16 protein-coding genes and 1 pseudogene are annotated in these 18379 nt (G+C 74.8%); 4 read left to right on the top strand and 13 right to left on the bottom strand.

The window, feature by feature from the left end:
- Positions 1-78: 78 nt before the first annotated feature.
- Entirely contained in the window at positions 79-1260 is a 1182-nt protein-coding gene (locus IE106_RS23740; protein ID WP_189537214.1) for a glycerophosphodiester phosphodiesterase, read from the bottom strand.
- A 280-nt stretch (positions 1261-1540) separates the two neighbouring features.
- Here IE106_RS23740 and IE106_RS23735 point away from each other — a divergent pair, with 280 nt between their 5' ends.
- Positions 1541-2170, top strand: a complete 630-nt coding sequence (locus tag IE106_RS23735) for a lysophospholipid acyltransferase family protein (RefSeq protein ID WP_189537267.1) — start codon at positions 1541-1543, stop codon at positions 2168-2170.
- Between the two features lie 82 nt (positions 2171-2252).
- Here the strand turns inward: IE106_RS23735 and IE106_RS23730 are convergent, their stop codons facing one another.
- From IE106_RS23730 to IE106_RS23715, 4 genes are all read right to left on the bottom strand, one after another.
- Positions 2253-3797: an MFS transporter gene (locus tag IE106_RS23730; protein ID WP_189537213.1), complete on the bottom strand. Its 1545-nt coding sequence runs from the start codon at positions 3795-3797 to the stop codon at positions 2253-2255.
- The gene (locus IE106_RS23725; RefSeq protein ID WP_189537212.1) at positions 3794-4342 is read right to left on the bottom strand and encodes a TetR/AcrR family transcriptional regulator; all 549 of its coding nucleotides are present in this window, start codon (positions 4340-4342) and stop codon (positions 3794-3796) included. The genes IE106_RS23730 and IE106_RS23725 overlap by 4 nt, the downstream gene beginning before the upstream one ends.
- 185 nt (positions 4343-4527) lie before the next feature.
- A complete protein-coding gene (gene argH, locus IE106_RS23720; protein ID WP_189537211.1) occupies positions 4528-5958 on the bottom strand; it encodes an argininosuccinate lyase in 1431 nt (476 codons plus the stop codon).
- Positions 5959-6071: 113 nt separating this feature from the next.
- Positions 6072-7265: an argininosuccinate synthase gene (locus IE106_RS23715; protein ID WP_189537210.1), complete on the bottom strand. Its 1194-nt coding sequence runs from the start codon at positions 7263-7265 to the stop codon at positions 6072-6074.
- A gap of 111 nt (positions 7266-7376) precedes the next feature.
- Here IE106_RS23715 and IE106_RS23710 point away from each other — a divergent pair, with 111 nt between their 5' ends.
- On the top strand, positions 7377-7979 hold the full coding sequence (locus IE106_RS23710) for a pyridoxamine 5'-phosphate oxidase family protein (protein WP_189537209.1): 603 nt from the start codon (positions 7377-7379) through the stop codon (positions 7977-7979).
- Positions 7980-8006: 27 nt separating this feature from the next.
- Positions 8007-8699, top strand: coding sequence for a L,D-transpeptidase family protein (locus IE106_RS23705; RefSeq protein WP_189537208.1), 693 nt, complete (start codon positions 8007-8009; stop codon positions 8697-8699).
- Positions 8700-8720: 21 nt separating this feature from the next.
- Here IE106_RS23705 and IE106_RS23700 read toward each other — a convergent pair whose 3' ends face one another.
- From IE106_RS23700 to IE106_RS23670, 7 genes are all read right to left on the bottom strand, one after another.
- Positions 8721-9257 carry an arginine repressor gene (locus tag IE106_RS23700; RefSeq protein ID WP_189537207.1) on the bottom strand — a complete coding sequence of 179 codons (537 nt, stop codon included), beginning with the start codon at positions 9255-9257 and terminating at the stop codon, positions 8721-8723.
- Positions 9258-9264: 7 nt separating this feature from the next.
- Positions 9265-10458: an acetylornithine transaminase gene (locus tag IE106_RS23695; protein WP_189537206.1), complete on the bottom strand. Its 1194-nt coding sequence runs from the start codon at positions 10456-10458 to the stop codon at positions 9265-9267.
- Positions 10455-11357 carry an acetylglutamate kinase gene (gene argB / locus IE106_RS23690; RefSeq protein ID WP_189537205.1) on the bottom strand — a complete coding sequence of 301 codons (903 nt, stop codon included), beginning with the start codon at positions 11355-11357 and terminating at the stop codon, positions 10455-10457. Before argB ends, IE106_RS23695 begins: the two co-directional genes overlap by 4 nt.
- Positions 11354-12508: a bifunctional glutamate N-acetyltransferase/amino-acid acetyltransferase ArgJ gene (argJ, locus tag IE106_RS23685; protein ID WP_189537204.1), complete on the bottom strand. Its 1155-nt coding sequence runs from the start codon at positions 12506-12508 to the stop codon at positions 11354-11356. The genes argB and argJ overlap by 4 nt, the downstream gene beginning before the upstream one ends.
- Positions 12505-13533 carry an N-acetyl-gamma-glutamyl-phosphate reductase gene (gene argC / locus IE106_RS23680; protein WP_189537203.1) on the bottom strand — a complete coding sequence of 343 codons (1029 nt, stop codon included), beginning with the start codon at positions 13531-13533 and terminating at the stop codon, positions 12505-12507. The genes argJ and argC overlap by 4 nt, the downstream gene beginning before the upstream one ends.
- A gap of 113 nt (positions 13534-13646) precedes the next feature.
- The gene (locus IE106_RS23675; protein WP_189537202.1) at positions 13647-15164 is read right to left on the bottom strand and encodes a hypothetical protein; all 1518 of its coding nucleotides are present in this window, start codon (positions 15162-15164) and stop codon (positions 13647-13649) included.
- Between the two features lie 108 nt (positions 15165-15272).
- Positions 15273-16013, bottom strand: a complete 741-nt coding sequence (locus IE106_RS23670; protein ID WP_189537201.1) for a VOC family protein — start codon at positions 16011-16013, stop codon at positions 15273-15275.
- Positions 16014-16767: 754 nt separating this feature from the next.
- Here IE106_RS23670 and IE106_RS30875 point away from each other — a divergent pair.
- The gene (locus IE106_RS30875; RefSeq protein WP_308427897.1) at positions 16768-17229 is read left to right on the top strand and encodes a cupin domain-containing protein; all 462 of its coding nucleotides are present in this window, start codon (positions 16768-16770) and stop codon (positions 17227-17229) included.
- Here IE106_RS30875 and IE106_RS23660 read toward each other — a convergent pair.
- Positions 17132-18367 (bottom strand): annotated as a pseudogene (locus IE106_RS23660) (MFS transporter); the annotation flags it as partial. The gene IE106_RS30875 and the pseudogene IE106_RS23660 overlap by 98 nt on opposite strands.
- Between the last annotated feature and the right edge of the window lie 12 nt (positions 18368-18379).

The following is an 18379-nucleotide window of genomic DNA, read 5'->3' as shown; positions in this document are numbered from 1 at the left end:
CGCGGGTGACGACCTGCGTGCCCCCGCGGGACGCCGGCGGACGGCGGGGCCGGCGGGCGGCCGGGGGTGGGCGTGGTGTCAGCGGCCGCGGTGGTCCGCGGCGGCGAGCAGGCCCGTGTCGGGCTGGTCGGTGAAGATGCCGTCGATGCCGGTGGCGAAGTACGCCCGGTACGCGCCGAAGACGTCACCGTACGCGTGGGGGTCCGTGCCGCGCCGGAAGTCGGCGGGCAGGAAGGTGTTCTCGTTGCGCAGCGTGTACGGGTGGAGGACCAGGCCGCGCGCGTGCGCGTCGCGGACGAGGGTGGTCGGCTCGCCGAGCCGGCCGTCGGGGCCCTTGGGGATGACCAGGTCGAGGAGCGGGCCGATGCCCTGGGCGTACGAGGCGATCCAGTCGAGGCCGCGCGGCGTCACCAGGTCCGCGACGGTGCGCGGGTCGCCGGCGTCGACGAAGTCGTACGGGCGGTCGTCGGGCGTCCACAGCAGGACGACGCGCGGCGTGGCGACGAGCCGGGCCATGCGCTGCATGCTGGTCGGCTCGAAGGACTGCAGGAACGTGGGCGAGTCGGCGCGGTGGCGGCCGTAGCGGCGGAGCAGCCGGGCGAGGCGCTCCTCCAGGCCGAGGCCGAGCTTGCGGAAGTACGTGGGGTGCTTGGTCTCGACGTGCAGCCACACCGGGTGCCCGCGGCGGCGGCCCTCCTTCTCGGCCCAGCGGAGCACCTCCTCGAAGCTGGGGACGGTCCAGCGGCCGTCGTACAGCGTGTTGTGCGGGCGGGTGCCGGGGATGCGCTCCTTGGCGCGCAGCGTCTTCAGCTCGGCGAGCGTGAAGTCCTCGGTGAACCAGCCGGTGAGCGCCTGGCCGTCGACCGTCTTGGTGGTGCGGCGGGAGGCGAACTCGGGGTGGTCGGCGACGTCCGTGGTGGCGCTGATGTCGTTCTCGTGACGGCACACCAGGTGCCCGTCGCGGGTGGGCACCAGGTCCTGCTCGATGACGTGGGCGCCCATGTCGAGGGCGAGCTGGTAGGAGCCGAGGGTGTGCTCGGGGCGGTAGCCGCTGGCGCCGCGGTGGGCGATGACCGCGGGGACCGGCAGCCCCCGGTGGGCGCCGCCCCGGGCCCCCTCCGCGCCCGTCGCGGTCCCGGTGCCCGGGGCCGCGGCGGCGGTCCCCGCGCCGGCTGCGGACGCGGCGGCGGCCGCGGTGGTGAGCGCCGCCGCTCCCAGTACGGTCCGGCGGGCGGGACTCCTGCGCGCACCCTGAGTCATGAAGGCTCCTCCACTGAACGTTTCCTCGGCCTGACGGGCGCGGCCGATGGTAGGCGCCCCGGTGTTACGTACGGGAGACCCCGGACGAACACGCGGAGAACACGGGCCGACGCCGCGCGCCGACTCGGCGAGCCCGATGTGCGACGGAGCGTGACCGGCGAGTATCGTCCTCACCTGCACGGATTTCGCCGGCCCTACGGGACCGCGACCGCGACCGCCCACGACACCGGAGGACTCGTTGTCCCGCTTCGCGCTCATCAAGGCAGTGCTCGGCCCGGTCATGCGGCTGATGTTCCGCCCACGGGTGGAGGGCGTCGAGAGGATCCCCGGGACCGGGCCGGTCATCCTGGCGGGCAACCACCTCACCTTCATCGACTCCATGATCCTGCCGCTGGTGGTGGACCGCCAGGTGTGCTTCATCGGCAAGGACGAGTACGTCACCGGCACGGGCCTGAAGGGCCGTCTCATGGCCTGGTTCTTCACCGGCGTCGGCATGGTCCCGGTGGACCGGGACGGCGCGGGCGCCGCCGTGGCCGCGCTGCACACGGGCCGCCGGGTGCTGGAGGAGGGCAGGGTCTTCGGCATCTACCCGGAGGGCACGCGCTCCCCCGACGGCCGGCTGTACCGGGGCCGCACGGGCATCGCGCGGCTGACGCTGATGACGGGCGCGCCGGTGGTGCCGTTCGCGCTGATCGGCACGGACAAGCTGCAGCCGGGCGGCGCGGGGCTGCCCCGGCCGGGCCGGGTGACGGTGCGCTTCGGCGAGCCGATGGAGTTCTCCCGCTACGAGGGCATGGACCGCGACCGGTACGTGCTGCGGGCGGTGACGGACTCCGTGATGGCGGAGGTCATGCGGCTGTCGGGGCAGGAGTACGTGGACATGTACGCCACCAAGGCGAAGGCGGCCTGAGCGGGCGCCGGCCGGCCGCGCGCCGAGGGCCCGCACCCCCGTGGGGGTGCGGGCCCTCGGCCGTCGGGTCACCGGGGCGCCGTCACGGGTGTTCCGCGCCCTCCTCCAGGCGCTGGCCGCGCAGCAGGACCCAGGCGGCCACCGCCGTGGCCAGCAGGACGACCGCGCCGCAGCCGGCCGCGATGCGCAGGCCCTCGACGAAGGCGTGCTGGGCGGCGCCCACCAGGGCCTCGGCGGAACGTTCCGGCAGGGTCGTGGCCGCCTCGACCGCGCCACCGAGCGACTCGTGCGCGGCGGCCGCCGTCTCGGCGGGCACGCCCCGGGGCGTGGCGAAGTCCCGGTAGACGCCGGTCACGACGGAGCCCAGCAGGGCGATGCCGAGCGCGGCGCCCAGCTCGTACGCCGTCTCCGAGACGGCGGACGCGGCGCCCGCCTGCTCCTTGGGGACGCTGGACAGGATGACGTCGGCGGTCACCGTGAAGGCCAGGCCGGCGCCGAGGCCCACGACCAGCAGGGACCCGCCCAGCAGCGGGTACCCGGTGGTGCGGTCGAGCACGGTCAGCGCCGCCAGGGCGAGGCCGATCGCCGCGAGGCCGCCGGCCACGACGGACCGCACGGAGAAGCGGCGGGCGGCGACGCCCGCGACCAGTCCGGCGCCGACCGCGCCGAGCGCGGCGGGCAGTTCGGCGAGCCCGGCCTCCAGCGGACTGCGCCCCTGCACCAGTTGGAGGAACTGGGACAGGAAGAAGATGAGCCCGGCCAGGCCCAGGATGGTCAGCAGGTCGGCGAGGACCGCGCCGGAGAAGCCCCGGTGCTGGAACAGCCGCATGTCGAGCAGCGGCGCCGGCAGCCGGAGCTGGCGGCGGACGAACCAGACCAGCGCGGCGGCGCCGACGGCGGCGGCCGCGAACACGTCCGCGCGGGCGCCGTGCGCGGCGGCCTCCTTGATCGCGTAGACGACGCCGATCACGCCGACCAGGGACGTGGCGACGCTGGGCAGGTCCCACGGTCCGGGGGCCGGGTTCTTCGACTCGGGGATGAGGCGGATGCCGACGAGGACGAGGACGGCCATCACGGGGAGGTTGATCAGGAAGACCGAGCCCCACCAGAAGTGCTCCAGCAGGAAGCCGCCGACGACCGGCCCCACGGCGGCGCCGGCAGAGGCCATGGCGCCCCAGATGCCGATGGCGAGGCTCCGCTCGCGCGGGTCGTGGAAGAGGTTGCGGATGAGCGCGAGCGTGGACGGCATGAGCGTCGCGCCCGCGACGCCGAGCAGCGCCCGGGCCGCGATCATCAGCTCGGGGGTGGTGGCGTAGGCGTTGAGCACGGAGACCGCGCCGAACGCGGTCGCGCCGGTGAGCAGCAGCTTCTTGCGGCCGATGCGGTCGCCGAGGCTGCCCATGGAGACGAGGAGCCCGGCGATGACGAAGGAGTAGACGTCGCCGATCCACAGGAGCTGGGTGCCGGACGGCTTGAGGTCCTCGCTCAGGTAGGGCGTGGCCAGGCCGAGGACGGTGGCGTCCACCGCGACGAGCAGGACGGCGAGGACGAGGACGGTGAGCGCCAGCCAGCGGCCCGGGCGCCGTACGGACTCCGCTTCCCCGCTCCGCTGTTCGGTTCGGGTCACTTCTCCACGCTCCTGCGCGCTCCGCCGAGCAGCAACTCGACGATCATGTACTGGAAGTCCTTGCCGGCGACCCGTCCGTCCTGGACGGCCCAGGCGCAGCTGCCGACGAGGCCGTAGAGCGCCTCCGTCAGCCAGGCGGGGGTCAGGTCGAACCGGAACTCGCCCCGTTCCTGGCCGCGCCGGAACAGCGCAGAGACGCGGGCGTCCAGCCGGGACCAGCCTTCGTTGACCTCGCCCTCGAAGAGCTGGTTCTCGGTGACGAGGAACGACAGCAGTCCGGCGGCCGGCTCCACCCCGGCGATCAGCCGCCGCAGGGCCTCCTCGGCGGTGCCGTCGTCGAGCCGGGCGGCGTCGAGGGCCGCCTCGATCTCCTGGATCCCCCGCTCCTCCAGCGCTCTGACCAGCGCCTCCCGTCCGGCGAAGTGCCGGTGCAGCGTCGCCCGTCCGATCCCGGCGGCCCGGGCGACCTCGTCCATGGTGGCGGTCGACTTGCGCGAGAGCAGCGCGGCGGCGGCGCGCAGTACCTGGTCACGATCCACACTCATGAGACAACCATAACCCCGGTGAGACAAAAACGTCTCATATGAAAAATGATGAGATCACCGCTGAGAGGTCGGGGCGCCACGCCCGCCCGCCGCGCGCCCGGAACGCACCGAAGGCCCCTCGCGGGGCCTTCGGGGGACGCGGTCCTGGCCGCGGGCGGGTCGAGGGGCGCCGAGGGCCCCGGGGGTCACTTCCTCCCGGCGTCCGCCCAGGCGTGCTGGATGACCAGGTCGGCCTTCAGCTCGGCCAGCTGGGTCGCCACCGCCGAGGGGGCCGTGCCGCCGCGGCCGCTGCGGGAGGCCAGCGCGCCGGGGACGTCGAGGACCGTGCGGACCTCGGGCGTCAGGTGCTCGGAGATCTTCGCGAACTGCTCGTCCGTGAGGCCGTCCAGCTCCTTGCCCTCCGACTCGGCGACCTTCACGCACTCGCCCGCGACCTCGTGCGCCACCCGGAACGGCACGCCCTGCCTGACCAGCCACTCCGCGATGTCCGTCGCGAGCGAGAACCCGGCCGGGGCCAGCTCCTCCATGCGCTCCCGGTTCACCGTGAGGGTGGCCATCATCCCGGTGAACGCCGGCAGCAGCACCTCCAGCTGGTCGCAGGAGTCGAAGACCGGCTCCTTGTCCTCCTGGAGGTCCCGGTTGTAGGCGAGGGGCAGCGCCTTCAGCGTGGCCAGCAGGCCGGTCAGGTTGCCGATGAGGCGGCCCGACTTGCCGCGCGCCAGCTCCGCGATGTCCGGGTTCTTCTTCTGCGGCATGATCGACGAGCCGGTCGAGAAGGCGTCGTGGAGGGTGACGAAGGAGAACTCCTTCGTGTTCCAGATGATGACCTCCTCCGCGATCCGCGACAGGTTCACCCCGATCATCGCCGTGATGAACGCGAACTCCGCGGCGAAGTCCCGCGACGCGGTGCCGTCGATCGAGTTGCCCACGCTGCCGTTCTCGAAGCCCAGGTCCCGGGCGACGGCCTCCGGGTCGAGCCCGAGGGAGGACCCGGCGAGCGCGCCGGAGCCGTACGGCGAGACGGCCGTGCGCTTGTCCCACTGGCGCAGCCGCTCCGCGTCCCGCGACAGGGCCTGCACGTGCGCGAGGACGTGGTGGGCGAAGAGCACCGGCTGGGCGTGCTGGAGGTGCGTGCGGCCCGGCATCGCGACGTCCGGGTGCGCCTGCGCGAGGCCGACGAGGGCGTCCTGCAGGTCCGCGAGGAGGCCGCCGATGATCCGGGCGTGGTCGCGCAGGTACATCCGGAACAACGTGGCCACCTGGTCGTTGCGCGACCGGCCGGCGCGCAGCTTGCCGCCCAGCTCGGGGCCGAGCCGCTCCAGCAGGCCGCGCTCCAGGGCGGTGTGGACGTCCTCGTCCGCGACGGTGCCGACGAAGGCGCCGGACGCGACGTCCCGCTCCAGCAGGTCGAGCCCGGCCAGCATGCGGGTCAGCTCGTCCTCGGTGAGGAGCCCCGCCCGGTGCAGCACCCGTGCGTGGGCGCGGGACCCGGCGATGTCGTACGGGGCGAGCCGCCAGTCGAAGTGGACGGACGCGGAGAGTTTCGCCAGCGCCTCGGCCGGGCCGTCGGCGAACCGGCCGCCCCAGAGCCGGACGTCACCGTTGTTGCTGCTCACTGCGTAAAGCTCCTCGGGAGGGATCGGTGTGCGGATGCGCGTCCGCCTCCCTGCGCGCAGGAGGCGGGGAGGCGGACGCGGGTGGTGCCGGTGCGGTGTCGGACGGGCCGCGATCAGACCAGGTCGCGCTTGGCGGCGATCTTCGCCGAGAGGCTGAAGATGTCGATGAAGCCCTGGGCCTTGGACTGGTCGAAGGTGTCGCCCGTGTCGTACGTGGCGAGGTTGAAGTCGTACAGCGACTCCTCGGACCTGCGGCCCGTGACGACCGCCCGGCCGCCGTGCAGGGTCATCCGGACGTCGCCGGTGACGTGCTGGTTGGCCTCGTCGATGAAGCCGTCCAGGGCCCGCTTCAGCGGGGAGAACCACAGGCCGTCGTAGACCAGCTCGCCCCAGCGCTGCTCGACCTGCCGCTTGTACCGGGCCAGTTCGCGCTCGACGGTGACGTTCTCCAGCTCCTGGTGGGCGGTGATCAGCGCGATCGCGCCGGGGGCCTCGTACACCTCGCGGGACTTGATGCCGACGAGCCGGTCCTCGACCATGTCGATCCGGCCGATGCCCTGGGCGCCGGCCCGCTCGTTGAGCTGCTGGATGGCCTGGAGGACCGTGACGGGCCTGCCGTCGAGGGCGACCGGGACGCCCTCCTTGAAGGTGACGACGACCTCGTCGGCCTCGCGCGGCTCGGCCGGGTTGGAGGTGTAGTCGTAGATGTCCTCGATCGGCGCGTTCCAGATGTCCTCCAGGAAGCCCGTCTCGACGGCCCGGCCGAAGACGTTCTGGTCGATGGAGTACGGGGACTTCTTGGTGGTGGCGATCGGCAGGTCGGCCCTCTCGGCGAACGCGATGGCCTTGTCGCGGGTCATCGCGTAGTCCCGGACCGGGGCGATGCACTTCAGGTCGGGGCCGAGCGCGGCGATGCCGGCCTCGAAGCGGACCTGGTCGTTGCCCTTGCCGGTGCAGCCGTGGGCGACGACGGAGGCGCCGTGCTTCTTCGCGGCGGCGACGAGGTGCTTGACGATCGCCGGCCGGGAGAGCGCCGAGACCAGCGGGTACCGGTCCATGTAGAGGGCGTTGGCCTTGATGGCCGGGAGGCAGTACTCGTCGGCGAACTCGTCCTTGGCGTCCGCGACCTCGGCCTCGACCGCGCCGCACGCGAGCGCGCGCTTGCGGATCACGTCCAGGTCCTCGCCGCCCTGGCCGACGTCCACGGCGACGGCGATGACCTCGGCGCCCGTCTCCTCGGCGATCCAGCCGATGGCGACGGAGGTGTCAAGGCCGCCCGAGTAGGCGAGTACGACGCGCTCGGTCACGGGTTTCTCCTTAGCGGTGCATCCAACGATGGGTATAACTATGCAGACCTCCGTATGTTTTGTCAACGCGGGCGCGCCCCGCCCGGCGGCCCCGGCGGCGATAATCCGCCCATGGGACAGCGCTATGCAGCAATCGAAGGCCGGATACGGGCGTTCATCGAGGAGCAGCCCGTCTTCTTCACCGCCACCGCCCCGCTGGCGGGCGACGGGCACGTCAACCTCTCCCCCAAGGGCCGCAAGGGCACCCTCGTCGTGCTCGACGAGCAGACCCTGGCCTACCTGGACTTCGGCGGCAGCGGCGCCGAGACCCTCGCCCACCTGCGCGAGCCGGGCAACGGGCGGATCACCCTGATGTGGTGCGCGTTCAGCGGCCCGCCGAAGATCCTGCGGGTGCACGGGACCGGGGAGGCGATCTTCCGGGACGACCCGCGTTGGGGCGAGTACATCGGGTGCTTCGAGGGCGCGGACGGGCCGTCGGCGCGGGCGATCGTCGTCGTGCGGGCGCGGCGCGTCAGCGACTCGTGCGGCTTCGCCGTGCCGTACATGGAGTACCGGGAGGAGCGCACCCAGCACGCCGAGTACTTCGCCCGGAAGTCGGACGAGGAGTTCGCCGCGTACTGCGCGAAGAAGGAGCACGTCGGGCGGAGCCTCGACGGCCTGCCGGCCCTCCCGCTGCCCCTGCCGCCCCGGACGGACCCGCCGGGGGCGCGCTGACGGGCAAGGCCGCCTTACCGTCGGGGCATGCGCCCCGGTCTCGTCCTCGCCGCCGCCCTGCTCCTCCTGCCCGCCCACTCCCCCGCCCGCGCCGACGCCCCGCCACCGCCCGCGCCGGGGCCCGGCGCGGGGTCCGGCGCGGGGACCGGCAGCCAGCTGATCACCGCCGTGGCGCCCTCCGCGCGCGCCACGTCCGGGACGGTCACCTGGTGGGAGCGGCGCGGCGGCCGCGGCTGGGTCCGCGTCGGGTCGGCCCCGGCCCGGTTCGGGGCGGGCGGGCTGGTGCCGGGCGACCGGCGGCGGCAGGGCACGTCGACGACGCCGACCGGGGTGTACGCGCTGCCGTTCGCGTTCGGCATCGAGCCCGCGCCGGCCGGCACCGCGTACCCGTACCGGCGGGTGACGGAAGCGTCGTGGTGGTGCCAGGACAACGCGTCGCGCTCGTACAACCGCTGGGTGGAGCCCCTGCCGGCGGACTGCCGGGCGTCGGAGGCCGAGCACCTGGTCGCGTACCGCGCGCAGTACGCCCACGCCCTGGTGATCGCCTACAACCACCGCCGGCCGGTGCGGGGCCGGGGCGCCGGCATCTTCCTCCACGTCCACGGGAAGGGGGCGACGGCCGGGTGCGTGTCGGTCCCCGAGGAGGCGATGGAGCGCATCCTGCGGTGGGTCCGCCCGGCCGCGCGCCCGCGCATCTCCATCGGATGGGCGGGCGCCTGAGCGCCGTACGGGCGGCGGCCCTCAGCGCTCCTTCTGCGCCAGGCGCAGCAGGTGGTCGGCGAGGGCCTGCCCGCCGGCCGGGTCGCGGGAGATGAGCAGCAGCGTGTCGTCGCCCGCGATGGTGCCGAGGATGGCGTGGAGCTCCGCCTGGTCGATGGCCGAGGCGAGGAACTGGGCCGCTCCGGGCGGCGTGCGCAGGACGACCAGGTTGGCGGACGCCTCGGCGGAGATGAGGAGTTCGCCGGAGAGCCGCCGCATGCGCTCCTCCTTCGCGGATTCGCCCAGCGGCGCCTGGGGCGTACGGAAGCCGCCCTCGCTCGGCACGGCGTAGATCAGCTCACCGCCCGTGTTGCGGATCTTCACCGCGCCCAGCTCGTCGAGGTCGCGGCTGAGCGTCGCCTGGGTGACGCTCAGCCCGTCGTCCGCGAGGAGCTTGGCCAGCTGGCTCTGCGAGCGCACCGGCTGCCGGTTGAGGATGTCCACGATCCGGCGGTGCCGCGCCGTGCGGGTCTGCGGTACGGATGGGCCGCCGTGGCCGTTGTCCTGCGGCTCGGTCATCGCTGTGTCATTCTCCGGCTCGTCTCTCCCCGTTGGCCTCGTCCAGGACGCCGGGCAGCGCCCGGAGGAACACGTCCGCGTCGTCGTCCCCGAGGATCAGCGGCGGCATGAGCCGGACGACATCGGGGGCGGGCGCGTTCACCAGGAGGCCGGCGTCCTGAGCCGCCTGCTGCACCCGGGGTGCGAGGGGCTCGGTGAGCACGATACCCAGCAGGAGGCCCGCACCGCGGACGTGGGAGACCAGCGGGTGCCCCAGGCCCTCGATCCCGTCGCGCAGGCGCTCGCCGAGGCGCTTGACCCGGTCGAGGCTCCCGTCCGCGGCGAGGGTGTCGAGGACGGCGAGTCCGGCGGCGCAGGCGACGGGGTTGCCGCCGAACGTGGAGCCGTGGTGGCCGGGCTTGAGGAGGTCGGCCGCCGCGCCGAACGCGACGGTCGCGCCGAGGGGGAGGCCGCCGCCGAGGCCCTTGGCGAGGGTGACCACGTCGGGCTCGACGCCGTGCGCCTGGTGCTCGAACCAGTGGCCGCAGCGGCCGACGCCGGTCTGCACCTCGTCGAGGACGAGGAGGGTGCCGGTGGCGCGGGTGATCTCGCGGGCCGCCTCCAGGTAGCCCCGGGGCGGGACGACGACGCCGACCTCGCCCTGGATCGGCTCGATGACGACGAGGGCGGTGTCGGTGGTGACGGCGGCCCGCAGGGCGTCCGCGTCGCCGTACGGGACGTGCGTCACGTCGCCGGGGAGGGGGTGGAACGGCTCCCGCTTGCCCTGCTGGCCGGTGAGGGCGAGGGCGCCCATGGTGCGCCCGTGGAAGCCGCCGGTGGTGGCGACCATGTGCCGGCGGCCCGTCAGGCGCCCGATCTTGAAGGCGGCCTCGTTGGCCTCGGCGCCCGAGTTGCAGAGGTAGACCCGTCCCTGCCGGTCGAACAGCTGCAGGAGCCGTTCGGCGAGGGCGACGGGCGGCTCGGCGACGAAGAGGTTGGAGACGTGGGAGAGGGAGGCGATCTGCTCGCCGACCGCCCGGACGACCGCCGGGTGGGCGTGGCCGAGCGCGTTGACCGCGATGCCGCCGACGAAGTCCAGGTACTCCTTGCCGTCGGCGTCCCACACGCGGGTGCCCTCGCCGCGGACGAGCGCGAGGCGGGGCGTGCCGTAGTTGTCCGCGAGGGCGGACCGCCAGCGCCGGGTGAGCTGCTCGTTGCTCATGCGGGTGCCTCCTGCTCGTCGGGGACGACCATGGTGCCGATGCCCTCGTCGGTGAAGATCTCCAGCAGGATCGCGTGCTGGACGCGCCCGTCGATGACGCGGGCGGTGTGGACGCCGTTGCGTACGGCGTGGAGGCAGCCCTCCATCTTGGGGACCATGCCGCTGGACAGCTCGGGCAGGAGCTTCTCCAGTTCGGTGGCGGTGAGGCGGCTGATGACCTCGTCGCTGTTCGGCCAGTCCTCGTAGAGGCCCTCGACGTCGGTGAGGACCATCAGCGTCTCGGCGCCCAGCGCCGCAGCGAGTGCCGCAGCCGCCGTATCAGCATTGACGTTGTAGACATGTCCGTCGTCCTCCGATCGGGCGATCGACGACACGACGGGGATGCGCCCGTCGGCCAGGAGCGCCTCGACGGCGCCCGTGTCGATGGCGGTGATCTCCCCGACGCGGCCGATGTCGACGGGCTCGCCGTCGATGAGGGGCTGGTGCCGGGTGGCGGTGATGGTGTGGGCGTCCTCGCCGGTCAGGCCGACGGCGAGGGGGCCGTGCTGGTTGAGCAGCCCGACGAGTTCGCGCTGGACCTGGCCGGCGAGGACCATCCGTACGACGTCCATCGCCTCGGGCGTCGTGACGCGCAGGCCGGCCTTGAACTCGCTGACCAGGCCGTGCCGGTCGAGGGCGGCGCTGATCTGGGGGCCGCCGCCGTGCACGACGACGGGCTTGAGGCCGGCGTGCCGGAGGAAGACGACGTCCTGGGCGAAGGCCGCCTTCAGGGCGTCGTCGACCATGGCGTTGCCGCCGAACTTGATGACGACCGTCCTGCCGTGGTGGCGGGTGAGCCAGGGCAGTGCCTCGATGAGGATCCGGGCCTTCGGGAGCGCGGTGTGCTTACGGGTGCTCATGAGCTGTAGGCGCTGTTCTCGTGGACGTAGTCGGCGGTGAGGTCGTTGGTCCAGATGACGGCCGACTCGGTGCCCGCGGCGAGGTCCGCGGTGATGGTGACCTCCCGGTAGCGCATGTCGACGAGGGCGCGGTCCTCCCCGATGGAGCCGTTCCGGCAGACCCAGACGCCGTTGATGGCGACGCCCAGCCGGTCCGGTTCGAAGGCGGCGCCGGTGGTGCCGATCGCGGAGAGGACGCGTCCCCAGTTGGGGTCCTCGCCGTGGATGGCGCACTTCAGGAGGTTGTTGCGGGCGATGGACCGGCCGACCTCGACGGCGTCGGACTCGGACGCGGCGCCCACGACCTCGACGCGGATGTCCTTGGAGGCCCCTTCCGCGTCGCCGATGAGCTGCCGGCCGAGGCTGTCGCAGACCTCCCGCACGGCATCCGCGAAGTCGTCGTACGCGGGGGTGGTGCCGGAGGCGCCGGAGGCGAGGAGCAGGACGGTGTCGTTGGTGGACATGCAGCCGTCGGAGTCGACCCGGTCGAAGGTGACGCGGGTGGCGGCCCGCAGCGCCTTGTCCAGCTCGGGGGCGTCGAGGTCGGCGTCGGTGGTGAGGACGACGAGCATGGTGGCGAGGCCGGGGGCGAGCATGCCGGCGCCCTTGGCCATGCCGCCGACCGTCCAGCCCTCCGCGTGGGTGACGACGGCGGTCTTGTGGACCGTGTCGGTGGTCTTGATGGCGATGGCCGCCTTCTCGCCGCCGTGCTCGGACAGTTCGGCGGCGGCCTTCTCGACGCCGGGCAGGAGCTTGTCCATGGGGAGGAGGACGCCGATGAGGCCGGTCGACGCGACGGCGACCTCGCCCGCGCCGACGCCGAGGACCTCGGCGGCCTTCTCGGCGGTGGCGTGGGTGTCCTGGAAGCCCTGCGGGCCGGTGCAGGCGTTGGCGCCGCCCGAGTTGAGGACGACGGCGGCCAGTTCGCCGGTCTTGAGGACCTGCTCGGACCACAGGACGGGGGCGGCCTTGACGCGGTTGGAGGTGAAGACGCCCGCGGCGGCGCGGCGGGGGCCGCGGTTGACCACGAGGGCCAGGTCCGGGTTGCCGTTCTCCTTGATCCCGGCGGCGATGCCCGCCGCCGCGAATCCCTTGGCTGCCGTGACGCTCACGGTGCGACTCCGATCGTGGAAAGCCCGGTCTCCTCGGGGAGTCCGAGGGCGATGTTCATGCTCTGCACCGCGCCGCCGGCGGTGCCCTTGGTCAGGTTGTCGATGGCGCTGACGGCGATGATGCGGCCCGCCGCCCGGTCGTACGCGACCTGCACCTGAACGGCGTTGGAACCCTGGACGGACGCCGTGGCGGGCCACTGCCCCTCGGGGAGGAGGTGAACGAACGGCTCGTCGGCGTACGCCTTGCCGTACGCGGCCCGGAGGTCCTGCTCCGTCGTGCCGGGCCTCGCCTTGGCGCTGCACGTGGCGAGGATGCCGCGGGACATGGGCGCGAGGGTGGGCGTGAACGACACGGTGACGGGCTCGCCCGCGGCGGCGCCGAGGTTCTGGGCCATCTCCGGGGTGTGCCGGTGGCCCCCGCCGACGCCGTACGGGGTCATGGAGCCGATGACCTCGGAACCGAGCAGGTGCGGCTTGGGCGCCTTGCCCGCGCCGGAGGTGCCGGACGCGGCGACGATCACCGCCTCGGGCTCGGCGAGGCCGTGCGCGTACGCCGGGAACAGCGCGAGCGACACCGCGGTCGGGTAGCAGCCGGGCACCGCGACGCGCCTGGCCCCCTCCAGCGCGGCGCGGGCGCCCGGCAGTTCGGGCAGGCCGTAGGGCCAGGTCCCGGCGTGCGGGGAGCCGTAGAACCGTTCCCAGTCGGCGGCGTCCTTCAGCCGGAAGTCGGCGCCCATGTCGACGACCAGCACCTCGTCGCCGAGCTGCTCGGCGACGGCGGCGGACCGGCCGTGCGGCAGGGCGAGGAACACCACGTCGTGACCCGCGAGGACGTCGACGGCGGTCGGCTCCAGGACGCGGTCGGCGAGCGGGAGGAGGTGGGGCTGCAGCGTGCCGAGCCTCTGGCCGGCGTTGGCGTTGCCGGTCAGCGCGCCGATCTCGACGCCGGGGTGCGCGAGGAGCAGGCGGAGCAGCTCCCCGCCCGCGTATCCGCTCGCACCCGCCACTGCCACACGTACCGTCATCGGACCCTCCTTCTGGATGGCATGACTATACGTACTCATGCAGTTTTATGCAAAGGTCGTCCGACCGGTGCCCGGGCGGCCGATGAGACTGGGCGCTTCACCGGGCGGGGTGCTCACCGCCCGGGCATCAGATCCGCCATCACGGCGGGCGGCAGGGAGGGATTGGCCGCTGCCGCCTCCCCCACCTGCCGGTCCGCGTCGGCGAGCAGCTCCGTGATGACCGGTGGCGGGAGTGCCGGATGGCCCGCGGCCACGGGTCTCGCCCGTCCGTCCGCCAAGCAGACGAGCAGCGCCGGGGCCGTCGCCCGGCGGTGCCGGGCGACCTCACGGAAGACCCTCCGCGCCGCCGGTTCGTACCGGACCAGGTCTTCGAGGAGCGCCGCGGACGCGTTGGGGTTGGCCGCCACCGTGGCCAGGACCTGGACGCCGTACCGGTCGACCATGGCGCGCAGCTGCGCTTCGGTGAGGTCCGGGTGCGGGGCGAGGGTCTTGGCCACCTTCACGTCGGGGTCGGCGGCCAGCCGGTCGCGTATCCCGGGTGGTAGGTGGCGTCGTCGGGCCACGAGCATGCGGACAGTCGGCTCCGGTGACCCGGCCAGCTCTTCGACCTCGGCGGGAGAGGCGGCGGCGATGCGGGGCGGAAGGGCGGCGCCGATCCTGGTGTTCCCGGCCAGGCGGGTGAGGACGTCGAGCGGTACACGGGGATGGTGCGCGAGCCTGCGGCGCACTTCGGGGTCGCGGTCGTCGGCCAGCGCACGGATCAGGGCGTCGTCGATGGCGGGGTTCTCGGCGACGTCGGCCCGGACACCGGGGGTGGGGTCCGCGGCGAGCCGCGCGAAGACCGCTCGGGGCAGGTCCCGGCGGGCGGCGAGCGCCCGGCGCAGAAGCGTCGACGGATGGTCCACGAAACCGACGACGGCTCCGGTGGGGGTGGACGGGTTGCGGAACGCCGCCTCCCGTATGGCGTGGACGGTGGACTCGTGGGATCCGTCGCACGCGGCGCCCGGCGGCAGCTCGCAGTCGGGCCGTGGGCACTGCGGGCCGTGAACGAAGGGGGTCTCCTCGCGGTCGCAGACCGGACAGCGTCGCGCCGCGGGCAGTCCCTCCCCGGTCACCAGCGCCTCCAGTACGGCCGGGGACGTCGCCGTGTTGTCCGCGACCGCGAGGCGGACCTCGGCGTGCGGGTGCGCCGCGAGTGCGTCGGCCACGTCCGAGGCGGCCGACAGGGCGAGTTCGGCGACCACGGGTACGTCCGGATCCGTCGCGAGCGTGTCCACCACGTCGGACGGGAGGCCGGGGCAGGCCGCCAGCCTCTCCCGGCGCCCGCGGACCGGATCGGTCGCGAGGAGACCCGCCCACTCCGGGCGGCCGAGCCCCTGCTCGAGCAGGGCGAGAGCGGCGTCCGGCCAGACGGAGGGGTCGATGTCCGCGGAGGCCAACCGGCCCTCGTAGGCGAGCCGCGCCGCGCTCTCCTCGACGCGCCCGGCCAACGCGACCGCCTGCGCACGGCTGAGATCCGCACGTTCGGCGAGGTTCTCGGCGATCTCTTCGTCCGCGAGGGATATGAGCCGGTCGACCATCTCGGACGGCAGGGCCGGATTGGCGGCGAGCCCGCACAGGATGTGGTGCACGGGGACATCCTGTCCGAAGCGTGCGTGAGGGGTCGGGGCTTTTCGGGCGCCCACGGGTTGCCGGGGGCTCGCCGGGCTCACCTGCCGGGGCCTCGTCGGGGCTGTGCGTCAGGACGGGGCGAGGACGCAGAACTCGTGGCCCTCCGGGTCCGTCAGGCACGTCCACGGGACGTCGCCCTGGCCGAGGTCGAGGTCGGTGGCGCCGAGGGCCCGCAGCCGGGCCACCTCGGCCTCCTTGTCGTCGCCGGGGTACGGCAGCAGGTCGAGGTGGACGCGGTCCGGCGCGGTCTTCGCGTCGGGCGTGCGGAGGAACTCGAGGTACGGGCCGACCCCCTCGGCGGAGCGCAGCGCCGCACGCTCCTCGGTCACCTCGTGCACGGTCCAGTCCGTCGCCCCGCCCCAGAACCGGGCCATGGTCCGCGGGTCCGCGCAGTCGACCACCACCGCGGCGATCGGCCCGGTGTCCCGGTAGACCTCCCGGGGCTCCAGGACGCAGAACTCGTTGCCCTCCGGGTCGGCGAGGACCGTCCACGGCACGTCGCCCTGGCCCACGTCGGCGGGCGTCGCGCCGAGGTCCCGCAGGCGCGCCACCAGCTCCGCCCGGTGGGCCGCGGAGGTGGTGGCGAGATCGAGGTGCACGCGGTTCTTCGCCGCCGTCTTGGGTTCCGGGACCGGGACGACGTCGACGCAGACGAAGACCGGGTCCGGCCAGACGAGGTCGCCGGGGGGCCCGACGTAGGTGGTCACGCCGGGGTGGAAGGCGCTCCAGCCGAGCGCCTCCGCCCAGAACCGGCCGACCGCCGGGGCGTCGAGGGCCTTCACGTTCACGTGGACGGGTCGCAGTGCCATGCCGGTGATCCTAGGCAGCCCTCCGCGGCGGCGTCCGCGGCGCCGGCCTCCCCCGCCCGGAGGCCGATCGGGCGGCTGCCCCGCGCCCCTCGCGCCGCCGGTCGGCGATCGGGGAGCACCGCGCCCGCGCGCCCCGGGGGCCACCGCGCCGGAGGCGTACCGCCACCTCGGACGGGGCGGCGGTACGCCTCCGAAGCGGTCCGGCACCGCGTCGGGCGGCGCCCGGTCGGAGGACCCGGCCGGGTTTCCCGCCGGCCGGGGCCTGCGGGCGCCGCGGCGGACGCCGGGGGCCGTGGACGAGGTCGACGGGGTGGAGGCCGCCGCCTTCCCGGACGCCGTGGCGTTCGAGGAGTGGCCGGCCCGGCACCACGCGCGCCGGGAGGGCGTCCGGGTCGGGGCGGCGGAGGGGAAGTCCGGCGTCCCCTCCGTCACCGGCGGGGGACGGGTCGGCGCGGCGCCCGCGGCACGGGAGGGCTTCGAGGCGCTCGACCGGACCGCCCGGTACCCGGTGGTCCTGCCGCCGCTGCGGGCCCGTGCCCCGCGGACGCGGCGGGAGTGGGCCGCGCGGGGGGAGCCGCCGGCGCGGGGAGGGTCTGCCGGCGCGGACGCGCCGCGCGGCACCGGCCCGGGGCAGGCGTGCCGGGGGAGGTGCGAGGCCGTGGGACTCGCTACGATCCCTGGGCCTTCACCCCCGTTCCCTGTTCCCGGGAGGAACAACGTGGCAGCGTCCCCGGCGGCGAGCGTGCTCGCCCGGATGACCGACCTCGTCCGCGCGATGCCGGCGGACCGGGGCGGCGCCCTGTGGAGACTCGCCGCCCAGGAGCGGCAGCTCGACGCGAACGTGGTGCGGCTGGCCCCCGGGGCGGGGGTGGCCGTCCACGTGGAACCGGACCTGGACGTCCTGGTGTTCGTGGTGAACGGCCGCGGCGAGCTGGAGGCGGACGGCGGGGCGGAGCCGCTGGAGGCCGGGTGCGTGGTGTGGCTGCCGCGCGGGGCCCGGCGCGGGCTGACGGCGGGCCCGCACGGGCTCGACTACCTCACGGTGCACCGTCGGCGTCCCGGCATGACGATCGGTCGGGCGCCCGGGGCGGAGCGGGCCGGTGGTGAGCCGGCGTGCCTGCTGGACCGGGTGTGCCCGGAGTGCGGCCGCCTCGCGCCCGAGGGCGCCGAGGTGCGGTTCTGCGCGCGGTGCGGCACCGCCCTGCCGGAGCGGTGACGGCCGCGGCCAGGAGCTGTACGGCGGCGGCCGCCAGGAGGGCGCCCGGCAGGGAGACCCCGGCGAGCGGGCCGGCGGCGGCCGCGCCGAGCGCGAAGCCGCTGATCTTGAGGCTGGCACCGGTCGTGAAGACCTGACCGCGCAGCCGGGGCGGCGCCTCGCGGTGCCGGATCGCGAACAGCGCCGTGAGCTGCGGCCCCTCGCCCAGGCCCGCCAGGGCCACGGCCGCCACGAGCGGCGCGGGGTGGCCCGCGGTCGCGGCGGGCAGCAGGGCGACGCCCTGGAGGAGGGTGGCCGCGCGGAACAGGGCGTGGGGGGCGGGCGGCCGGCGCAGCCGCGCGAGCACGGCGTTCGCGGCGAGCGCGGCGGCCGCGAGGACGGCGAGGAGCAGCGCCCCGTACCCGGCGCCGCCGAGGTGCCGCTCGCCCAGCAGGGGCGTGCAGGCGACCAGGGCGCCCTGGCCCGCGCAGGACAGGACGGACGCGCCGGTCACCCGGGCCAGCGCGGGGGTGCGGGCGAGGGCGCGGAACCCGGCGGCGAGCTCCGCGGCCAGGTGCCCGGAACGGGGCGGGGCCGCCGGCCCGCGGGGGAGGGCGCGGACCGCCGGGAGGGCCGCCGCCAGCAGCGCCGCCGCGGTGAGGACGGCCGCCCCGGCGCCGTACAGGGTGGCCGCGGCGGCCGTCAGGGCGGGGCCGGCGAGGGCGGCCGCGTGGAAGGTCATCGCGTCGAGGGCCGTGGCGCGCGGCAGGCTCCCGGGGCCCGTGACCCGCGGGAGTTGGGCGGTCCAGCCGCCGGACAGGGCCGGGGCCAGGAGGCCGGAGGCGGCCGCGACCAGGAGCGGTACGGCCGCCGGGGTCCGGCCGAGGCACACCAGGACGGCGAGGAGGCTCGCCGCGTGGCCGGCGAGCGCCCCGGCGAGCAGCCGGCCGGGCCGGGCCGAGCGGTCCAGCAGCGCGCCGAGCACGGGGCCGCCGATCGCCGCGGTGGCGGTGCTCGCGGCGAGCAGGGCGGAGGCGGTGGCGGACGATCCGGTGGCGGCGAGCCCCGCGAGGAGCAGCGCGGGGCCGGCCGCCTCGTCGCCCGTGCGGGCGAGGGCGGCGCCGGTCGTGTACCAGGCGAGGGCGTGACGGTCTCTCACCCGCCGCACGGT

It is taken from the genome of Streptomyces roseolilacinus, assembly GCF_014649335.1.
GTDB classification, from domain to species: domain Bacteria; phylum Actinomycetota; class Actinomycetes; order Streptomycetales; family Streptomycetaceae; genus Streptomyces; species Streptomyces roseolilacinus.
Note: the sequence above shows the minus strand (reverse complement) of the source record. Positions and strands in the feature narration are given on the sequence as shown.

Coding starts and splice junctions, on each gene's coding strand:
- argC (WP_189537203.1), bottom strand. CDS start 13,533: ATGACGGTACGTGTGGCAGTGGCGGGTGCGAGCGGATACGCGGGCGGG.
- IE106_RS23700 (WP_189537207.1), bottom strand. CDS start 9,257: ATGACCGAGCCGCAGGACAACGGCCACGGCGGCCCATCCGTACCGCAG.
- IE106_RS23710 (WP_189537209.1), top strand. CDS start 7,377: ATGGGACAGCGCTATGCAGCAATCGAAGGCCGGATACGGGCGTTCATC.
- IE106_RS23735 (WP_189537267.1), top strand. CDS start 1,541: ATGCGGCTGATGTTCCGCCCACGGGTGGAGGGCGTCGAGAGGATCCCC.
- argB (WP_189537205.1), bottom strand. CDS start 11,357: ATGAGCACCCGTAAGCACACCGCGCTCCCGAAGGCCCGGATCCTCATC.
- IE106_RS23725 (WP_189537212.1), bottom strand. CDS start 4,342: ATGAGTGTGGATCGTGACCAGGTACTGCGCGCCGCCGCCGCGCTGCTC.
- IE106_RS23705 (WP_189537208.1), top strand. CDS start 8,007: ATGCGCCCCGGTCTCGTCCTCGCCGCCGCCCTGCTCCTCCTGCCCGCC.
- IE106_RS23670 (WP_189537201.1), bottom strand. CDS start 16,013: ATGGCACTGCGACCCGTCCACGTGAACGTGAAGGCCCTCGACGCCCCG.
- IE106_RS23740 (WP_189537214.1), bottom strand. CDS start 1,260: ATGACTCAGGGTGCGCGCAGGAGTCCCGCCCGCCGGACCGTACTGGGA.
- IE106_RS30875 (WP_308427897.1), top strand. CDS start 16,768: ATGACCGACCTCGTCCGCGCGATGCCGGCGGACCGGGGCGGCGCCCTG.
- IE106_RS23695 (WP_189537206.1), bottom strand. CDS start 10,458: ATGAGCAACGAGCAGCTCACCCGGCGCTGGCGGTCCGCCCTCGCGGAC.